The sequence below is a fragment of the Oribacterium sp. oral taxon 108 str. F0425 genome (assembly GCF_000214455.1).
Lineage (GTDB): Bacteria > Bacillota > Clostridia > Lachnospirales > Lachnospiraceae > Oribacterium > Oribacterium asaccharolyticum.
This window is the reverse complement of record NZ_AFIH01000001.1, coordinates 461,804-478,521: the sequence shown is the minus strand read 5'-3', so window position 1 is coordinate 478,521 and position 16,718 is coordinate 461,804. Positions and strand designations below refer to the sequence as shown.

17 protein-coding genes, 1 tRNA gene and 2 pseudogenes are annotated in these 16,718 nt (G+C 42.3%); 5 read left to right on the top strand and 15 right to left on the bottom strand.

The features are described 5' to 3' along the window. Window positions 1–52 precede the first annotated feature (52 nt). Window positions 53–2,260 (top strand): methyl-accepting chemotaxis protein, encoded by a 2,208-nt coding sequence (locus tag HMPREF9124_RS02415; RefSeq protein WP_009428879.1) that lies wholly within the window; start codon window positions 53–55, stop codon window positions 2,258–2,260. 142 nt (window positions 2,261–2,402) lie between these two features. Here HMPREF9124_RS02415 and HMPREF9124_RS02410 read toward each other — a convergent pair whose 3' ends face one another. From HMPREF9124_RS02410 to HMPREF9124_RS12180, 3 genes are all read right to left on the bottom strand, one after another. Continuing rightward, window positions 2,403–3,128, bottom strand: coding sequence for an NAD-dependent protein deacylase (locus HMPREF9124_RS02410; RefSeq protein WP_009428376.1), 726 nt, complete (start codon window positions 3,126–3,128; stop codon window positions 2,403–2,405). A gap of 26 nt (window positions 3,129–3,154) precedes the next feature. Further along, entirely contained in the window at window positions 3,155–4,951 is a 1,797-nt protein-coding gene (locus HMPREF9124_RS11380; protein ID WP_009429498.1) for an InlB B-repeat-containing protein, read from the bottom strand. 313 nt (window positions 4,952–5,264) lie between these two features. Next, the gene (locus HMPREF9124_RS12180) at window positions 5,265–5,537 is read right to left on the bottom strand and encodes a hypothetical protein (RefSeq protein WP_242821543.1); all 273 of its coding nucleotides are present in this window, start codon (window positions 5,535–5,537) and stop codon (window positions 5,265–5,267) included. Window positions 5,538–5,896: 359 nt separating this feature from the next. On the opposite strand from HMPREF9124_RS12180, the pseudogene HMPREF9124_RS02395 reads away from it, so the two are divergent. Together HMPREF9124_RS02395 and HMPREF9124_RS12460 are read left to right on the top strand one after the other, a co-directional pair. Further along, window positions 5,897–6,193 (top strand): annotated as a pseudogene (locus tag HMPREF9124_RS02395) (IS1634 family transposase); the annotation flags it as partial. 76 nt (window positions 6,194–6,269) lie between these two features. Beyond that, a complete protein-coding gene (locus tag HMPREF9124_RS12460) occupies window positions 6,270–6,398 on the top strand; it encodes a hypothetical protein (protein WP_009429916.1) in 129 nt (42 codons plus the stop codon). A 107-nt stretch (window positions 6,399–6,505) separates the two neighbouring features. Here the strand turns inward: HMPREF9124_RS12460 and HMPREF9124_RS02390 are convergent, their stop codons facing one another. From HMPREF9124_RS02390 to HMPREF9124_RS02370, 5 genes are all read right to left on the bottom strand, one after another. Then, a complete protein-coding gene (locus HMPREF9124_RS02390; protein ID WP_009428063.1) occupies window positions 6,506–7,459 on the bottom strand; it encodes a beta-galactosidase small subunit in 954 nt (317 codons plus the stop codon). After that, entirely contained in the window at window positions 7,443–9,347 is a 1,905-nt protein-coding gene (locus tag HMPREF9124_RS02385; RefSeq protein ID WP_009428583.1) for a glycoside hydrolase family 2 TIM barrel-domain containing protein, read from the bottom strand. Before HMPREF9124_RS02385 ends, HMPREF9124_RS02390 begins: the two co-directional genes overlap by 17 nt. A gap of 211 nt (window positions 9,348–9,558) precedes the next feature. Continuing rightward, window positions 9,559–10,920, bottom strand: a complete 1,362-nt coding sequence (locus HMPREF9124_RS02380) for an MFS transporter (protein WP_009428255.1) — start codon at window positions 10,918–10,920, stop codon at window positions 9,559–9,561. A gap of 117 nt (window positions 10,921–11,037) precedes the next feature. After that, window positions 11,038–11,592: a chromate transporter gene (locus HMPREF9124_RS02375; RefSeq protein WP_036597581.1), complete on the bottom strand. Its 555-nt coding sequence runs from the start codon at window positions 11,590–11,592 to the stop codon at window positions 11,038–11,040. Then, window positions 11,589–12,161 carry a chromate transporter gene (locus tag HMPREF9124_RS02370; protein ID WP_009429964.1) on the bottom strand — a complete coding sequence of 191 codons (573 nt, stop codon included), beginning with the start codon at window positions 12,159–12,161 and terminating at the stop codon, window positions 11,589–11,591. The genes HMPREF9124_RS02375 and HMPREF9124_RS02370 overlap by 4 nt, the downstream gene beginning before the upstream one ends. 211 nt (window positions 12,162–12,372) lie before the next feature. Between HMPREF9124_RS02370 and HMPREF9124_RS12830 the strand changes: the two genes are divergently transcribed. Beyond that, complete coding sequence (locus HMPREF9124_RS12830; protein ID WP_009429803.1) at window positions 12,373–12,930, top strand: ATP-binding protein; 558 nt, start codon at window positions 12,373–12,375, stop codon at window positions 12,928–12,930. Next, on the top strand, window positions 12,831–13,175 hold the full coding sequence (locus HMPREF9124_RS12170) for a helix-turn-helix domain-containing protein (protein ID WP_050791194.1): 345 nt from the start codon (window positions 12,831–12,833) through the stop codon (window positions 13,173–13,175). Before HMPREF9124_RS12830 ends, HMPREF9124_RS12170 begins: the two co-directional genes overlap by 100 nt. A 10-nt stretch (window positions 13,176–13,185) precedes the next feature. On the opposite strand, the gene yaaA is transcribed toward HMPREF9124_RS12170, so the two are convergent. From yaaA to HMPREF9124_RS02330, 7 genes and pseudogenes are all read right to left on the bottom strand, one after another. After that, window positions 13,186–13,935, bottom strand: a complete 750-nt coding sequence (gene yaaA, locus HMPREF9124_RS02360) for a peroxide stress protein YaaA (protein ID WP_009427912.1) — start codon at window positions 13,933–13,935, stop codon at window positions 13,186–13,188. 1 nt (window position 13,936) lies between these two features. Then, entirely contained in the window at window positions 13,937–14,392 is a 456-nt protein-coding gene (gene bcp, locus HMPREF9124_RS02355; protein ID WP_009429852.1) for a thioredoxin-dependent thiol peroxidase, read from the bottom strand. Between the two features lie 107 nt (window positions 14,393–14,499). After that, window positions 14,500–14,868, bottom strand: coding sequence for a TIGR02328 family protein (locus HMPREF9124_RS02350; RefSeq protein WP_009427804.1), 369 nt, complete (start codon window positions 14,866–14,868; stop codon window positions 14,500–14,502). Then, complete coding sequence (locus tag HMPREF9124_RS02345) at window positions 14,852–15,256, bottom strand: YbgA family protein (RefSeq protein WP_009428815.1); 405 nt, start codon at window positions 15,254–15,256, stop codon at window positions 14,852–14,854. The genes HMPREF9124_RS02350 and HMPREF9124_RS02345 overlap by 17 nt, the downstream gene beginning before the upstream one ends. Before the next feature lie 380 nt (window positions 15,257–15,636). Continuing rightward, a pseudogene (locus HMPREF9124_RS02340) lies at window positions 15,637–15,978 on the bottom strand (DUF5131 family protein); the annotation flags it as partial. After that, on the bottom strand, window positions 15,975–16,406 hold the full coding sequence (locus HMPREF9124_RS02335) for a radical SAM mobile pair system MarR family transcriptional regulator (RefSeq protein ID WP_009429520.1): 432 nt from the start codon (window positions 16,404–16,406) through the stop codon (window positions 15,975–15,977). The pseudogene HMPREF9124_RS02340 and the gene HMPREF9124_RS02335, both read right to left, overlap by 4 nt. A 159-nt stretch (window positions 16,407–16,565) precedes the next feature. Then, window positions 16,566–16,637: transfer RNA gene (locus HMPREF9124_RS02330), tRNA-Arg, on the bottom strand. Window positions 16,638–16,718 lie beyond the last annotated feature (81 nt).

Here is a 16,718-nt window from a genome sequence, read left to right as displayed (position 1 = left end):
CCATACGGCAGTTTTTAAGGACTTTGGATTCACTTTCAAGGAGGAAAGCAAAATGAAACAAGTCAGAAGCCGGAAGAAGGGTGACTTCTTTAAAAAACTGAAGTTAAGTACCAGAATGTCTCTTTTTCTGGGTGCCATCACCTTCCTATTTTTAACTGCACTTTTGTATTGTCTGATTCATTCTTTTGAAGTTGCCATTGATAAAAAGATTGATGATAATTTAAGTGATAAGGCAAAGGCGGCAAGCTCAGGCTTTGAGTCTGTCGTTTCCAATGTAGAGAGTATTTCGGATAACCTCCTCTATGGTGTCCAAATGATTTTAAGTGCACCTCCCGAAACACCGGGGGCCGCACCGGTTAATCCCTGGAAGATTGCCACTGCGGATGGCGAAGAACCCGAGTCTACTGCTCCCATGGGCCCCGTGACCCTTCGAAGCCAGATTGTAAACTCCGAAATCTCCTACAGTAAGCATGTGGGAGAGGTTTTCATCGTTAACTCCATCTACTCCTTGCTGGAAGGAAACCCCGATGTTATCGGAGCGGGGGTTCTGATGGAGCCGAATGCCTTTCTCCCCAATGTGCGGGACTATTCTCCCTATATGACACAAAGCAGTAAAAAGGAAATGGTCCTTACAAACTATCAATATGAAGATATTGCGGATGAGGATTATTATCAGACTGTAAAAGAATCCAAGTCAAAATATGCGACCGACCTCTATACGGAAGAGGAAAATGGTGAAAAGTATACGGAAATGACCTTTAGCAATCCCATTATTGTAAATGGAGAATTTAAAGGAACCATCATTACGGATGTGAATGCTTCCGTATTGAGCACCATCCACCAGAAAGACGCAAACTTCCCGAGTATGTTTACCAACGTAATGGATGAGAGCGGCGTAATCTACAGTGAAAATCCGGATTTCAACGGCAGAGCATTAAAGGACATTTTACCGGAAAAAGCCATGTCTCAGATTCAGTCGGGCTTTGATACAGGAAAGGCCTTCAGTCGCAAAATTGTAAATGAACTCGGCGTGGAGAAAAGAGAATTTTATAATCCCATTGACTTAAACGGAAGACTCTGGTGGGTTCGTCTCTCTATCACCGAAGCGGACTACGACAGAGAAGTGGATAGAATGGTCAATATGGGCGTTCTTTTCGGTGTACTTTGTGTCATTGCTCTTTGCATCATTACAACCGTAATTATCCGAAAGAGCCTTAAGCCTTTAAAGCTTGTATCCGATGCCGGAAAGAAACTTTCCGACGGTAATTTTGATATTGCATTCAATTACAAGAGAGAAGATGAAATCGGGGAATTGATGCAGGCTATGAAGAGTGTAGTAGACCGCATCCGCTCCATTATCACCGACCTGTCCGAGAAACTTACGGAACTCTCACACGGTAACTTCGCCATGAATTTGGAAGACGAACACGGCTATTACCAGGGTGCCTACCGCCCCTTACTGAACTCCCTTAAAGATATTACCGATGACTTATCCAATACCGTTTCGGAAATTTCGTCTTCCGCAGATCAGGTCAATAACGGTGCGGAGCAGGTCAGCAGCGCTTCTCAATCCCTGTCACAGGGTGCGACCGAGCAGGCTTCCTCTATTGAAGAGTTAAGCGCCACCATGAATGATATCTCCGATAAGATTAAGGATACCGCTCTCATGGCGGAAAAAGCCTCTTCTATGAGTAAGGATGCCGGAGCTGCCGTATGTGAAAGTAATGGCAAGATGAGTGAACTGTCTTTGGCTATGCAAGATATTACCGAGAAGTCCAATGAAATCAGTAAGATTATCAAGACCATTGACGATATCGCTTTCCAGACGAACATCCTGTCTTTAAATGCGGCCATTGAAGCGGCCAGAGCAGGCGCAGCCGGAAAGGGCTTTGCGGTCGTTGCAGATGAGGTTGGAAACCTGGCACAGAAATCCGCAAAGGCTGCGCAAAATACCGGTGAATTGATTGCCGAAGCAATTGATGCCATTGCGAAGGGTGCCAAGATTTCCGATGAAACCGCCGTATCCCTTCAGAATGTCTCTGAAAGAACCGAAACGATTAACCGGATTATCAAGGATATTGCTGCGGCCTCCGAATCCGAATCGGAAGGCATTACGCAAATCAGCGTCGGAATGGATCAGATTTCCTCTGTTGTGCAAAGTAACACCGCAACTGCGGAAGAGTCCGCAGCCGCTTCGGAAGAGCTTTCCGGACAGGCACAGATTCTCAATGACCTGATGAGTAAGTTCACATTAAAATAAAAGGATCGGTGCTTTATCACATAGCACTCGTTAAACGAGATATCGCACGCTTTGCGCACGATACTCGTTATGAATAAAGAGAAAAGTGTCGCACGGTAAACAGCGTGCGGCACTTTTTCTTTGTTCTATTCTGATTTCCGGCTTATAGGACAATTTTTCCCAAAATCTCCCCTATCGGAGCATGAATAGAGAGCTCCGCTCTCACCGCCCTTCCCGTCTCCGCTTTATTGATAAGCACAAGGTGCTTTCCCCGGAAATAATCGATAAAGCCTGCTGCAGGATAGACCACAAGGGAGGTCCCGCCAATTATCAGTGTATCCGCCTTCGTAATTGCCGTAACGGCGCCCTCTATCGTCTTACTGTCTAAGCTTTCTTCATATAGCACCACATCCGGCTTGATGACTCCGCCACAGGAACAATGAGGAACCCCATCCGACTCTTTGATAAACTTTGCAGGATAAAACTTGTGGCAACTAAGGCAATAGTTCCGGTGGATACTGCCGTGCAGTTCATAAACTATCTTACTCCCCGCCTTCTGATGCAGTCCGTCAATATTCTGTGTTACCACCGCTTTCAATTTCCCGACTTGCTCCAGCTCCGTGAGTTTCCGATGTGCCGCATTCGGCTCCGCATCAAGACAAAGCATCTTTTCTTTATAGAAGCGGTAAAATACTTCCGGCTTCGTAAGAAAAAAACTGTGGCTGATGATTTGTTCCGGCGGATAACTGTACTTTTTCCGGTAGAGCCCGTCCTCACTCCGAAAGTCCGGAATCCCGCTTTCCGTGGAAACGCCCGCTCCACCGAAAAATACGATATTCTCGCTTTCGTCAATGATTTCCTGTAAAGCGGCAATTTTATCTTCGTACATGCTGTTCACGGCTCCTTTCCGCTTGTTCAGCCGATTCTTGCACCGCTTTCATCGACCTGCATTCCGTCAGGCGTTTTTTCATTTCGGTACATTGCACCGAAGGGACGAGACTTTTCCGTATTAAGATAGTACCGCTTTCCGCTAACTTCTTGCCATCCTGTTTTCATTTCCCCGCTTACGGAATCCAAATAATACCAGTTTCCGTCACTCGTATCCTGCAGCCAGCCGGTCTTCATTGCCCCAAGGGAGCCGTCTGAAACGGTAGAAAGGAAATACCATTTCCCGTTATGATTCAGCCAGCCGGTCTTCATATAGCCCGCCTCGTCGAAGAAATACCATGCAGTAGTATTGTTCCAGGGCAGAAGCTTCCATTCATTCCTTGGATAGCTTCCATCACCGTATTGAATCCACCAGCCCTTCGCGTCCTGCATCCATTTTCCGTCAAAGGAAGGACGCTCTACGCCAAGTACCTGTCCCGCAGTTCCTGAACTTACCTTTGCCGATCCGCTTGCACCGCCTCCGCCGGAAGAAGCTCCTGTGCTACTGCCGCCTCCGCCGGAAAAGTTTCCGGCACTGCTCCCCAATGAGCCGGAGGAACTGCCACTACCGGTACTAACGCTTCCTGAAGCGGAAGAACTGTCGGTACCACCACTGCCGGAACTATCGGAATGACTACCGCTTTCACTTCCACTGTTTCCATTACCATCCGAATCTTCAATAGAAGAATCTCCGGTTATACTGTCTTCTTCAAACTGGCTCCGGTCAGAGAAAACACCGGTTCCCACTCTTCCGTAGTCCAAATACAGATGGGCATATTCCCACCCCATAGAGCTCTTGGGATAAAACGCTGTGTGTCCTAAAGAAAGGCATTCCCGATCGTTAAAGTATACCTTCGTCTTTTCATTGACATAGTAGCCATCTTGGAAAAAAAGTTGAATCCAAAGTCCATATACAGTACCATCTTTCTTCGCAACCATACTCCCAGTCTTTGAAAGAGGCTCCCAGTTTTCAAACATTTCGTCCCAGTGTTGCCAGACCTCATTACTATCAGGGAGAAATACCTGATAAACCTGTTCCGTAGTTGACTTAACTTTCACAATCGGAACAACTCCGGCAGATAGAACTGTTGTATCGCTGTAGAGGCGGATTTCCGGCAAAAGTTTATTAACCCTCCACTTGGCATAAAGAGTCATATTCTCTCGAATCGGCTCCTTATTATCAAACTCTCTCGTTCCTTCCTCATCCAGATACCAGCCAAGAAAGGTACAGGCGTCCTTCTTTGGACTTTGCCACAAAGCAGACAGATGCCCCTCTTCTACTGTCTGCGAAGGAATCGCTGAACCTCCTTTGGAATCATACTCTATGGTATATAGATTTGCAGTCCCCGTCGCAATTCCTAGGTCCAGTGTCACATAAGAATCTCTTCCATAACAATATATCTTCGTCTTTCCTACATTGTTATATTCCTGGTTATTAAAATATATCTTGGTACTTTCATCAATAGAATATCCCTCATCGGTTGTAATCCATACTTTTAACCCATATCTGGTTCCATCCGCATATGCAATCGGTGTATGATAATGATACTCGGATTTCTTACCTACTCTAAAGTCATCCCAGTAATCTTCATTTTCGTTCCACCACCGCCAGTCGTATCCATGCTTTAAAGCTGTTAAATAATACTCAAACACTCTTGCTTTTACATGCGCAGTTTCCGATTTCACATTTGGATCCGGCAATGTTCCGGCACTTATCGAAGTCGGTGAACCGGTTAATCTAACTTCCGGAATTAGCTGATCTCCTGCAAAACTTACTTTGGGCATAAGTAAAAGAAAAGAATCATAAGCAATGCAATACCATATGCTCTACTTTTGTTCCTTGTTATAAGGGAATGTCCGGTCTCTACTCCTGCATTTTTCCTACTTTTCATATAAGCTCCTTTCTGTATTTCGTAAAAGAAAAAAGAATAATTGCGCCCACAATTAAAAAACTTGCTTTTTTTGCTTATTTTAACAAACTTCCCTTCTCTTGTCTTCCTTTTTTCTTATCATGAAGCAAAATTCACTAATTACATAGCCGTCTGCACCTGCTCCTCCATTGCCGCATAGAGTAGAATTCCCGGTAAGACCACCACCGTCAAAGCCGCATTAACACAAAGATACTCATGGCCAGTCCCATGGAAATGTACACAAGGCTGAGTCCCGGCAAAGAATCATAGAGGTTTAGATGAATCAACAGGAAAAAGATGGGCTGAGCCTTGGACTGTGCCGGCACCAAAAGGGTAATGGAATACAGAATAAAAAGAAGATTTTTCCCCGGAAAGTTATACTTGGCAAAGACATAGGCTCCCATGGCATAAATCAGTAGAGCCAGTAAGGTTGCCGAAAGAGAAACCAAGGTAGAATTCAAAAAACACCCTACAAAATCGTATTTGGAAAAAATATAGCTGTAGGGCTCCAGAGAAAAACTTGTAGGTAAAGAAAAGGGATCAGACAAAATCGCCGCATTACTTTAAAGGAGGATAAGACTACCCACACAATTGGGAAGAGAGAAATCAAAATGGTAAAGCACAAGAGCATTCCAATGAGAAGGGAGGATAAAAGTCCCCTCTTATTTCCTACAAGACCATGCGGGAGTTTGACAGTTAATCGTTCCAAAATCTCCTCAGGCCTTGAAAATCCTGTATTTTTTTGTCAAATTTTATCAAATATACACCGGCTCTATATTCAGCTATGTGTGGTATAACGGGCGCATGGAGGGGCTGCGTCATGAAAGTCTCTGTATCAAAATCGAAAAATCAGAGCATCTATTACCTGAGTAAATCAGTTTGGGTAGATGGTAAATCCACTACTAAGACTATAGAGAAGATTGGTTCGGAAGATGAACTTCTGAAGGTTTGCGGAGATCTTACTCCGCTGGAGTGGGCAAAGCAGTACGCTGCCAAACGCTCCGCAGAAGAAAAAGCTTCAAAAAAAGACATTATGCTTAAGTACTCCTCTTCGACCTTGATTAAGAAAGAAAGCTGCCGTAGCGTAAACGTAGGCTACCTCTTTCTGAAGGACATCAGAAAAACGTCCGAACGATTCCAAGCGTTTTATGCGTCAGAATCACTGTACTTCTGACGGCGAGATTGCAGATAAAATGATCCCTTCGATAGATGAAGATGTTGCCACGGAAGAGGAACATTATGACGGTTTCTACGCCGTATGCACAAACCTGGAAGATGACGTGGCAACGATTATAAGTATTAAAGAAAACAAGAGCTCATAAATGGCGTAATTACGCCGTTTATGGGCTCTTGACTCTCTACACCAATAACACTCGTAATATCTCCTTCTGTCCATAAGATTAGGAATAGCATGCTATGTCATTTCCTATCAGCAAATATAGAACGAATAGTCGATATCTTTTTCTGCACTGATATGATAAGCCTCTTCAACATCGGTTCCCCAACTGTCTATGCCACCAACACCACGAACTGCACCATAGATGCACAATACCGTTCTTCTCGCCGGCGGTAATTCTTCGTGGTGTAAAGCATTCTCTATTTCACTTGCAGTATAGGGCAGACATGAAAAATCGAATTTGGCGTCTGCCTTTTCAATCCGAAGCGTGTGATTCGATCCATCCGTTTTGCTGTTGTCCAAACTTGTACGGCGCGTAACTTCAAGCCATTCCGTATCCATTCTCATACCACATTCCTGAGGCACAATATAAGGGGTCAAGCTCAGGTCGGTAACTTCAAATACACCTTGTTGCGCACCCGCTTTTCGATCCGGATACGTCTCTCCTGACAAGCCTTTATAAATATACTTTTCTGCAAGTGTGGGCATAATAAACCTTATGCCAAAAACCGGAAATTCCGGAAGATCCTTCTTGCCATCGTAGTGTACATCTACTTTGATTTTCCCGGAAGTATTTACGGTATATGATACCATAACCGTTGTGACGGGAACAGAAATGGTCTTATACAGATACTTGACCGTAATCTCATTTGCCGATACATCTCCACCATAACTGTTGTTATCCGGTGCCTTACAATTCTGCACCGCTCCATCCATAATGACCGTAATGTCCTGACAATCAATAAACATATCCGCTGCTAGCCAATGACCACTTTTAATGTGAAATTTACTTCCTCTGTCGTTATCTGTCAAAGCCCTCCAAAATGTAGGCTTAGGGCACCGGAATAGCCATTCATATCCATCCTTCACTATCGATTCAAGCCCCCCCTGGGCATAGGAAAAAATGTAACTAAACCCCTCTCCATGTACGCCAAGAGTAAAATCGCCATATACCACCCTTAATTTTTCATTATCTGTATAAGCCATAGTAATACCTCACTTCCTGCATTGCCGGTTTCTCTCTACGGTCTGCGAATAAAATGCCGTTTGCAGAAAATTCATAATCGGCAGGTCGATCTTCAAAATCACCGCCATAACGGAGAACATCCTTCCCTGTAACCGGATCTTTTACCAAGATTGCCTGATCTATGAAGTCCCAAATAAATCCGCCTTGATACAGGTCGAATTCATCAATCAGCTTCATGTAATCCCCAAGGCCGCCCATTGAGTTCCCCATATCATGCATAAACTCGCATAAAATGTACGGCTTTTTCGGTTTATCACTTAAATATTCCGCTACATCCTTAGGTTTTGCGTACATCCTGCTCTCAATATCTGAAATTGTATCTTCGTATGCTCTATTATAATAGGAACTTTCATAATGAACTAAACGTCCATCCTTCTTATCCTTAAAATAAACGTTCATAGCCTCGATGTCATCGCCTGCATAGGACTCATTTCCTAGAGACCAGAATAAAATCGAAGTATGGTTTTTAAAAGTTTCAAAGCTGGTTCTTGCACGATCCATAACAGCTTCTTTCCACTGGGGAATAGACCCCGGCACGTTGCAAGACGGTTCAATAGCACCGAGCTTTTGAAAACTTCCATGGCTTTCAAGATTGCACTCTGCCATGACATAAATTCCGGCTTCATCGCAAAGAAAATACCAGGGGATTTGATCCGGATAATGGCAGGTACGTACGGAATTGATATTATTTTTCAAAATACATGCCATATCGGAATGCATCTCCTCCATTCCGATGCATCTTCCGGTCTTTGGGCTCCATTCATGACGGTTAACCCCTGTGATAACGAGACGCTTTCCATTTAGATAAATGACCTTATCAATGATTTCTACTCTTCTAAAGCCAATATCATACGGTACAAGCTCCAGTAACTCTCCATTCTCGGCATTTTTTAACGCAATTGTTGCTTGATATAGATAGGGGTGGTGGTTATCCCAAGATTTAATTACGCCAACATCCGTATATATTTCTCCCGTGAGGTTTCCATTTAAGACTTGTAATGGAACACTGTTCTCCGCAACCACATTCCCTTCTCTATCTCTCAACACAAACTGCGCATGGACAGCGACTTGCTTTCGGACAGATACTTTCATGCTCACCGCTACACTTCCATGTTCATTGTCCGGGTTCAATACAGGCTTAAACCACACATCCTCCATATGGACATCCGGCACTGCTTTCAACGTAACATTTCTAAAGATTCCAAAGAAACGGAAGAAGTCCTGATCTTCCAAAAATGCTGCTGTACTCATTTTATGAACCTGTACGGCAAGGATATTATTTTTTTCACGAATATACGGTGTAAGATCAAACTCAGAGGGTGTAAAACTATCCTCAGCATAACCCACAAACTTCCCATTAATCCACAAATACATCGCTTCCTCTACTCCTTCGAAGCAAATGCGGATTCTTTTTCCAAGCATCGTCGGTTTTAAATCAAAATGTTTAAGATAAGAGCCCACAGGATTATAGCTCGCTTCCGAAAACATCCCTTCCTCTGCTCCCGTGCTGTCCAGGCTATACGCACCTCGGTGGTACTCTTTGCCTTCCCATGGATACATGGTATTGATATAGCGAATCTTATCATATCCGGCCAGTTCGATATGCCCCGGCACCATGATTTTATCAAAACCGGAAGCATCAAATCCCTCTTCATAAAAGTTGCCGGGCCTACTCGCTGCATTTTTGCTAAAAGCAAACTCCCACTGACCATTCAGCGACTGTGATAAAGGATTATCCGTTTTTCCCATATCCGCATAATCCATATAGTATGAATGGTCACTATGTGCATCCAATTGATTCACACGAAAAATTTCCGGATTATCCAACCATTTTATGCAAGCGTTCATAGGGCTCCTTTCTTTTTTGCAAACCTCTGATACCTATCCTCAAGGGCGTTCGTGAACAATACTCTACTGTTTTAATAAACTCCGATAAAGGAAATGATAGGTGCTACTCTCGAATCTTCAATGTGCACTTCAAGCATTTTCGTTTTCTTATGTTGAAAATCCATCATCTTCTTGCTGACTTAGCTCCGCGGTGATTGCAGGATCCGTCATATCAATGTCCCTCTATTTGTGCTTTCAGCTGCTGATTTGCCTCTTCAACATTCATTTTAGACATGATAAAAGTTATACATAATGACAAAATCATCGGAATCCACAAATACATGACATAAAGCATACTCAAACAGGATTCCGGTTGTACGGCAGACTCTTTAACAAAACCGCTGGCTTCCAGTAGCCATCCGCAAAGAGCAACTCCTATGCCACCTCCAATCTTGGTTCCAAAAGATGTACAGGAGTACATCGTTCCATCAATATGCTTGCGTTTTGTAAGATAGGTATATTCAGAGCAGCTTGCTACAACTGCCCCCATGTCTCCTTGCCAAGGCGCCATTCCCAGTGCGGCAATTGCAGTAAAGGCCAGCATCAAAGGCACACTTCCCATATAGCCGGCAAAAATCACACCAACACGACCTGCCGTACCTAATATATAGCCGGCAAGATTCATCCGATATAGACCATTCATCTTTTCAACCAGCATCGGTGTAATACACATGGCAATAATAACCGGAATATTAATTGCCCAAGAAAACACGGAATACAAATTCTCATTCTTAAGAATATAAATCATGTAATAAATACCCATATTCAGCATAGCAGAATAAATCTGCTGGCAAATATAAGCCATGCAAATCATAAGATAATATTTATTGGAGAAAAGGAGTTTGGCAGCTTCGATTAAACCGTATTTCTCTTCGATATGCTCTTTTCCTGCATTTAATTCTTCTTCTGACAGCTCCTTAATAGAGAAAACGGAAATTGTATTGACTACCAATCCTATAACGGCATATATAATGGCAACCGTTCTCCATGCGGCAGCAGCACCGCCAAGATATCGAACAAACTGAACAGTAACAGACTGGATGATTAAGCTTGTTGAAAACGCAAAAATGAAACGAAGTGAACCCATTTCCACACGTTCCTTACTATTTTTGGTGCAGAAGGTAACCAGAGAAGCATACGCAATGTTATTAGCAGTAAAAAACACCGCATTTAGGAGTGTATAGGCAAGGAAGAACCAAGCATATTGTGCCGTCATTCCTAAGTTATCCGGAATGGCAAAATTGGCCACAAGAGTCACGGCACAGCCAATATATGCATAAAGCATCCACGGTCTTGCTTTCCCCAGTTTACTCTTTGTTTTATCAATCATCGTTCCAAAAAACATGTCGCTTATGCCGTCAAATAATTTTGACACCATGATTAAAGTTCCTACGATACCGGGATTTAACCCTACTGTATTGGTAAGATATAGCATTACAAATGACGAAAGAAATGCATAAACTACATTTCCTGCCAAATCACCGGAGCCATAACCAAGCTTGTTATACCACTTCAAATACTTTTTTTCGTCCATTAGATATTATGTCCTCCTTCGTCTTTTTGTATATACTATAGATAACCCACATGGATTTCGTTTTTTAGCCGGTCCTTAAGGACCGGCATTTTTATTATATTGTAAAAATCATACTGTTTAGAAGATAGAGCTTACTACTCTTAGAACGCCAGCGATAAGCATAACACTTATAGGATTTATTTTTGTCTTTCTGAGAAGCAATAACGCAACTATAAATATGGCCACCATTTCCCATTTTGTTTGTAATAAGATACCTTGCTTTCCCCCAAAAAAGGCATTCACAAGAATGAAAGCTCCTGAAGAAGCAATCATAGCTACAACCCCGGGACGTAAAGAATGAAGTATTCCTTGAAGTATATCCAGTTTTCGATATTTCAAGTACAATTTTGCCAGTAGCGTAACAATAATACAGGACGGCAATATACAACCTAGTGTGGCAACTATGGCTCCTGGTACTCCGGCAATTTTTAGTCCAACAAATGTAGCTGAGTTAACCGCAATCGGTCCAGGTGTCATTTGGGATATGGTAATTAAATCTGTAAACTCTGCTATCGATAGCCACCCATGTGCTGTCACCACCTGCCCTTGAATAAGCGGCATCGCAGCATATCCGCCTCCAAAGCTAAACAATCCAATCTGTACAAAGCTCCAAAATAACTGTAAATATATCATTTAATCGCACTCCTTGTACAAAGGAGAGTCCTAATGGTTCCGAATGCACCACACGCAAGCACTATGTAGACTACATTAACACCAAATATATACGATGCTACAAATACCAACATCATAATTAGAAGGGATACTATATCCTTCTCTTTTACAATTGGGATTCCCATATCAATCGTAACAGATACAATAACCGCACCTACTCCAGCCTGCATCCCCTCCAGCATCCAACTAATAAACCAATTGCTGCGAAAAGCCTGATAGAACATAGAAACAATAGACAATATGAGAAATGGTGGCAGGATCGTGCCTAAGATGGCTACCATAGCACCGGAGATACCTACCAACTTATATCCTACCACTATTGCTCCGTTTACAGCAATTGCTCCCGGGGAAGATTGTGCTATAGCTACTAAATCCAGCATTTCCTCTTCTTTAATCCAGTGATACTCATCCACAAATTTTTTCTTCATCAACGTAACAATGACATATCCGCCACCAAACGTAAACGTGCTTAAATATAATGTTGATATAAAGAGTTTCCATAGAACGAATTTTCTGTCTTTCTCTTCCATAGATTCCTTTCCTTCGTATGGTTTTATGTCAGAAAAAACATTAAAAAATGTGTAGTGTCGATTTTAACAGTTTAACAGTTGTAACTCAAAAAGTTGCAAGTTCCATCGACAAAATATATGCCTATTATCGCAAGCAAGACTGGCACTATCAGCAGTATATTGCCTGTTTGAATTCCTTAAACGAGCCCCAAGTGATACAGCCATCCGGCAAATGATTAAAGAATCGGACGGTGACAGTTTTGAAGAGATGCGTTCTATCAAGCAAAGCTTAAGTTTTGATTCCTTAAAAAATATCTTTAAAGACCGAAGAGAATTTTCCGGTTCCCTTATGCAACAGCTTCATGATGTATATGACTATATCGACTTCCATAATCAAGTCCATGCAAGCTTTCATAAGCTACTGCGTATTGACAATAGAGACTATTCGGAAGTGGCAGTCCGAGAAGCACTTCTCAACTCTCTTGTCCATCGGGATTACTCCATCCACGCTGACACCCTCATCAGCATTTATAAAGATCACATGGAGTTTGTCACTTTGGGCGGGCTACTCCCCGGCTTGGAACTCGATGATATAAAAATGGGAATTTCTGTTTGTAGAAACCCTCAACTAGCCAATGTCTTCTATCGTTTGCAATTAATAGAGGCCTATGGAACCGGCATTAAAAAATCATGGACAGCTACTTTGGAAAATGGAAACAGCCCTCCATCATCTGTAGCGATAATGCCTTTAAAATCGTCCTTCCCAATACCAATGCAGGACAAATCGTAAAAGAGGATAGTGTCTACTATTCTGTAGATTCATCTTCCGTAGCGCCCTCTGCTACGCTTCTATCTGCTGAAGAAAAAATCCTACAAGTCCTTTCCGCGCAGAAAGAAATTACAAGAAAAGAAGTACAAGAGCTGCTGGAAGTCAGCCAGTCCACTGCCGGCCGTATTCTAAAAACCATGGTAAATCGAGGGCAGATTATTAAGCTGGGGGGTAGCCTTACGACACGCTATAAGACAAACCTGTAAAATGATATCCTTAGGCTTTTTTCCTCACAAATATATATTCCTTTTCCGAAGAAAGTTCTTTAGCATACCGATAACCCATTACAGCAAAATCCTTGATGCCCTCCGGCTCTTCCACTCGGTTTTCCGCCATAAAACGGACCATTTCTCCGCGAGCCATCTTGCAATACACACCCTTTTGCACCGGCTTCTCCTGTGCTTCTTCATAAAAATTGCAGCTGATATAGCGGTCTCCGGGCTGCAAATACTTCTCGATGCATTTTGCATATTCCTTTGACGCGAGATTCACGATAATTCCGCTACTGTCCCTAAGTTCCCTGTACAGTCTGTCTCCCCAGTAGTCATAGAGATTTTTCGCACCATATAGTTCAAACTTAGCCTGCATCTCCAAGCGGTACGGGCTTACCCCGTCCATCGGCTTTAATATTCCATAGAAGCCGGAAAGGATCCGAAGATGTTCCTGCACATAGCAAAGCATCTCCGTCTCGAAAACGGTCGGAGCCATGTATTGATAGGCAATTCCGTCATAGGAAAGAAGGGCCGGTGTGAGTTTCTCTCTTAAATTCATCGACGAAAGACGCTCTATATTTTGCTCGGTAATCTTGTCATTGCAGGCCCAAAGTGCCTTGAGTTCCGAAAAGGATTTCTCCTTCAGAACGGACTTAATCTTTTCCGCATCGGAAAGAAAAACAGGCAAATCCCGGTAAGCCGGCCCATTTTCATCGTATCGCATCTTTTTTGCAGGAGAAAGAATGATTCGCATATCAGCTAAGCTCTCCCAGCATTTGCTCCGGGTTATCGGCAGCCTTTACCTTGTCAAAGCTCTTGACAATCTTTCCCTCTTCATCAATCAAATACGTGCTACGCACCACGCCCATGGAAACCTTGCCGTAATTCATTTTTTCCTTCCAAACATCATAAGCCTGGATGACTTTAAGCTCCGGATCGGAAAGAATAGTAAAGGGCAGACCGTATTTTTCTTCAAACTTCTTATGCGAAGCCACGCTGTCCTTACTGATTCCCAAAACTACGGCACCTTTTTCCGTAAACTGGGGATATCGTTCTGCAAAGCCGCAAGCCTGCTTCGTGCAGCCCGGGGTGTTGTCCTTCGGGTAAAAATATAAAATAACCTTCTTTCCTCTGTAATCCGACAGAGAGTGTACGTTTCCATTCTGATCCGGGAGTGTAAAATCCGGTGCCTTTGTTCCAACTTCCAACATAGTAATCCTCCTTTAAAAGCGGTTTTTTTGCTAAAATTTGCTACATGAATCATTGGCTCATCTCCCCCTTTGAGAGCAATGAGCTTTAGTAAAAACCATTAAAACATTTATAGTTCTATTTTTATACCCTTATTTCGCAAGTTTTCTATACACTCGAGCAGATATTCCCCGTTATGCTCTTTGTAGATAGGACTTTCTATCATTTTTTCTTCAAGATTATCGTATTTTTCTGCTGTCTTTCCTCTATAATTTTTATCTCTCCACTCTTCAGAAACCTTATACCCTCTTTTTTCCATTTCATCCATAACTAAAGAATGAAAGATAAATAGGTGATACGGAGAATAGGAAAATGCATAATCTACTGTTTTATGCTTCTTATTCCACCCATTTCCTCTAAGTGCACAGCATTCTCTATGTTGTCCAAGAAGCTGATTTTTCGGCAATAAGGGAATCAGTTGTTCATGCCATAGTCTCATAATTTTCTCCTGCTAAAAAAGTAGATTCCTCTAAATATTGATTGGGATATTTCCTTAGTAAAGCGTTAAGATATTGAATCACAGCTTCCTGACTATTTTCTCCTTTCATATATTCTTCTAATATCTCAAATAATCCTTGTTTTTCCGTTTCACTTGCGTCTTTTTTGAAATATCCCCATACATGAAGAATGGCATTATTAAAATCTTTTTTACTCTCTTCTATATCCTTTACGCTTTGTATTTTTTCCTGTAGATATGCAATATCCACTTCCTTTTCTTTCAAATACTCTCGTATATCCAGATATGCCTTATGGGATTTGCTCAGTACATAATATTTATTTTTTGCCCAGAGCTCTTCACAGTCTTTTTTGATATTCTTGTGCTGCACTTTACGCCTTCTTTCAAACTATTTTAAGCATCCCTATTCCATATTTAAAAAATTGCAGGAATGAATAGTTCTAATCATTTCTGCAAGGCAGATGTTCCCTGCGAGAATCAAACTTAGAATCAGAGCTTAGGACAACCATAAAACTCTTTTCAATTATCGCCTATATTAGCAGAAAAAAGTATAAAATTCACCCTTCAACATATCCCCGAAAAGCATTCGCCGGGGAAAAGGATAACAAGAGAGAGTATTGCCTTTCCGTTGAAAATACTTCTTAAGCGCCTCGAACATCTCCTCCCAATAAGCAAAAAAAGCGCCTCTTGTCAAGGCGCTGAATCTTATTACTGTATGGGATTTTTTATTTTTTCCTTTTTCCCGTATTTTCCGAACCACGAATTTTCAAGATCCGTATCAAAATCCAGTAAATCCGGACGCTTGCTCAAAAAAAGAAACTGATGTTGTGGATTCTCACGAACCTTCGCAAACACCTCGCTGCGCCATTCATCCTGCCATCCCGCAAAATCGCTCATTCCCGTGAGCAAAGAATTCTGCGGGCGCTGTTTATCCATCATACGAAGTTTTCTCGGGAAAAACTCCGGTTTTGAAAAATCTTCAATCATATGCCAGCGTTTCACATTATTACGCGCGTAGCAGTATTGACAGCCCACAGTACAGCCTATGACCAGATTCATGTTCTGTATTCGATCTTTTATACATATGCTCATTCTTCACGCCACCCCTCAAGATTTGTCTGAACACGTTCGAGATATGACTCAAACTGTATAATCTCATCCTCTGAAAAACCTTTATAATATATCCTTCCCATTCCGGCGGAAACGTCGTCATAATCGTCTTTCAATGAATGTGATTTTTCAGTGAGATAAAGGCGCGTTTTTCGCTTATCCTGCTGGTCCTGTTCACGGCGAATAAGACCGCTTTTCTCCATTCTTTCAAGCATGGTAGTAAGCGATGTAATTGCAAGTCCGCATTTTTTCGATACGGTTTTGATGGATACACCATCCTCCTGCCATAGCGCATAAAGAATTCTTCCCTGCGCTCCGTTGAAGGCATCAATGCCTTTCTTTGACAATATACGCTCGAAAGTTCTGTCCCCAAGCTGTTTTATTTTTGTTACCAGAAATCCACCATTCATCACAAATACTCCTATATAGTAGTTTTTAATTATACTATATAGGAGTATCTTGTCAATAATTTAAGCGGTAGTTTCATTTGTTTATCACAGAAAAAAGGCTTTGCTTGCACTACTTGTTAAAAAAACAGCAATGACGTTTCCATCATTGCTGCCCAAAAATGTTCTCAGCGGGAATCGAACCCACAACTAGTGCTTAGGAGGCGCTTGTTATATCCATTTAACTATGAGAACGCTATTTCTCTTTTATTCTAGCATAGGATGAGAATCTGTCAATTCCAAAACGAAATACCGCACGCTGCAAAAACGCGATGC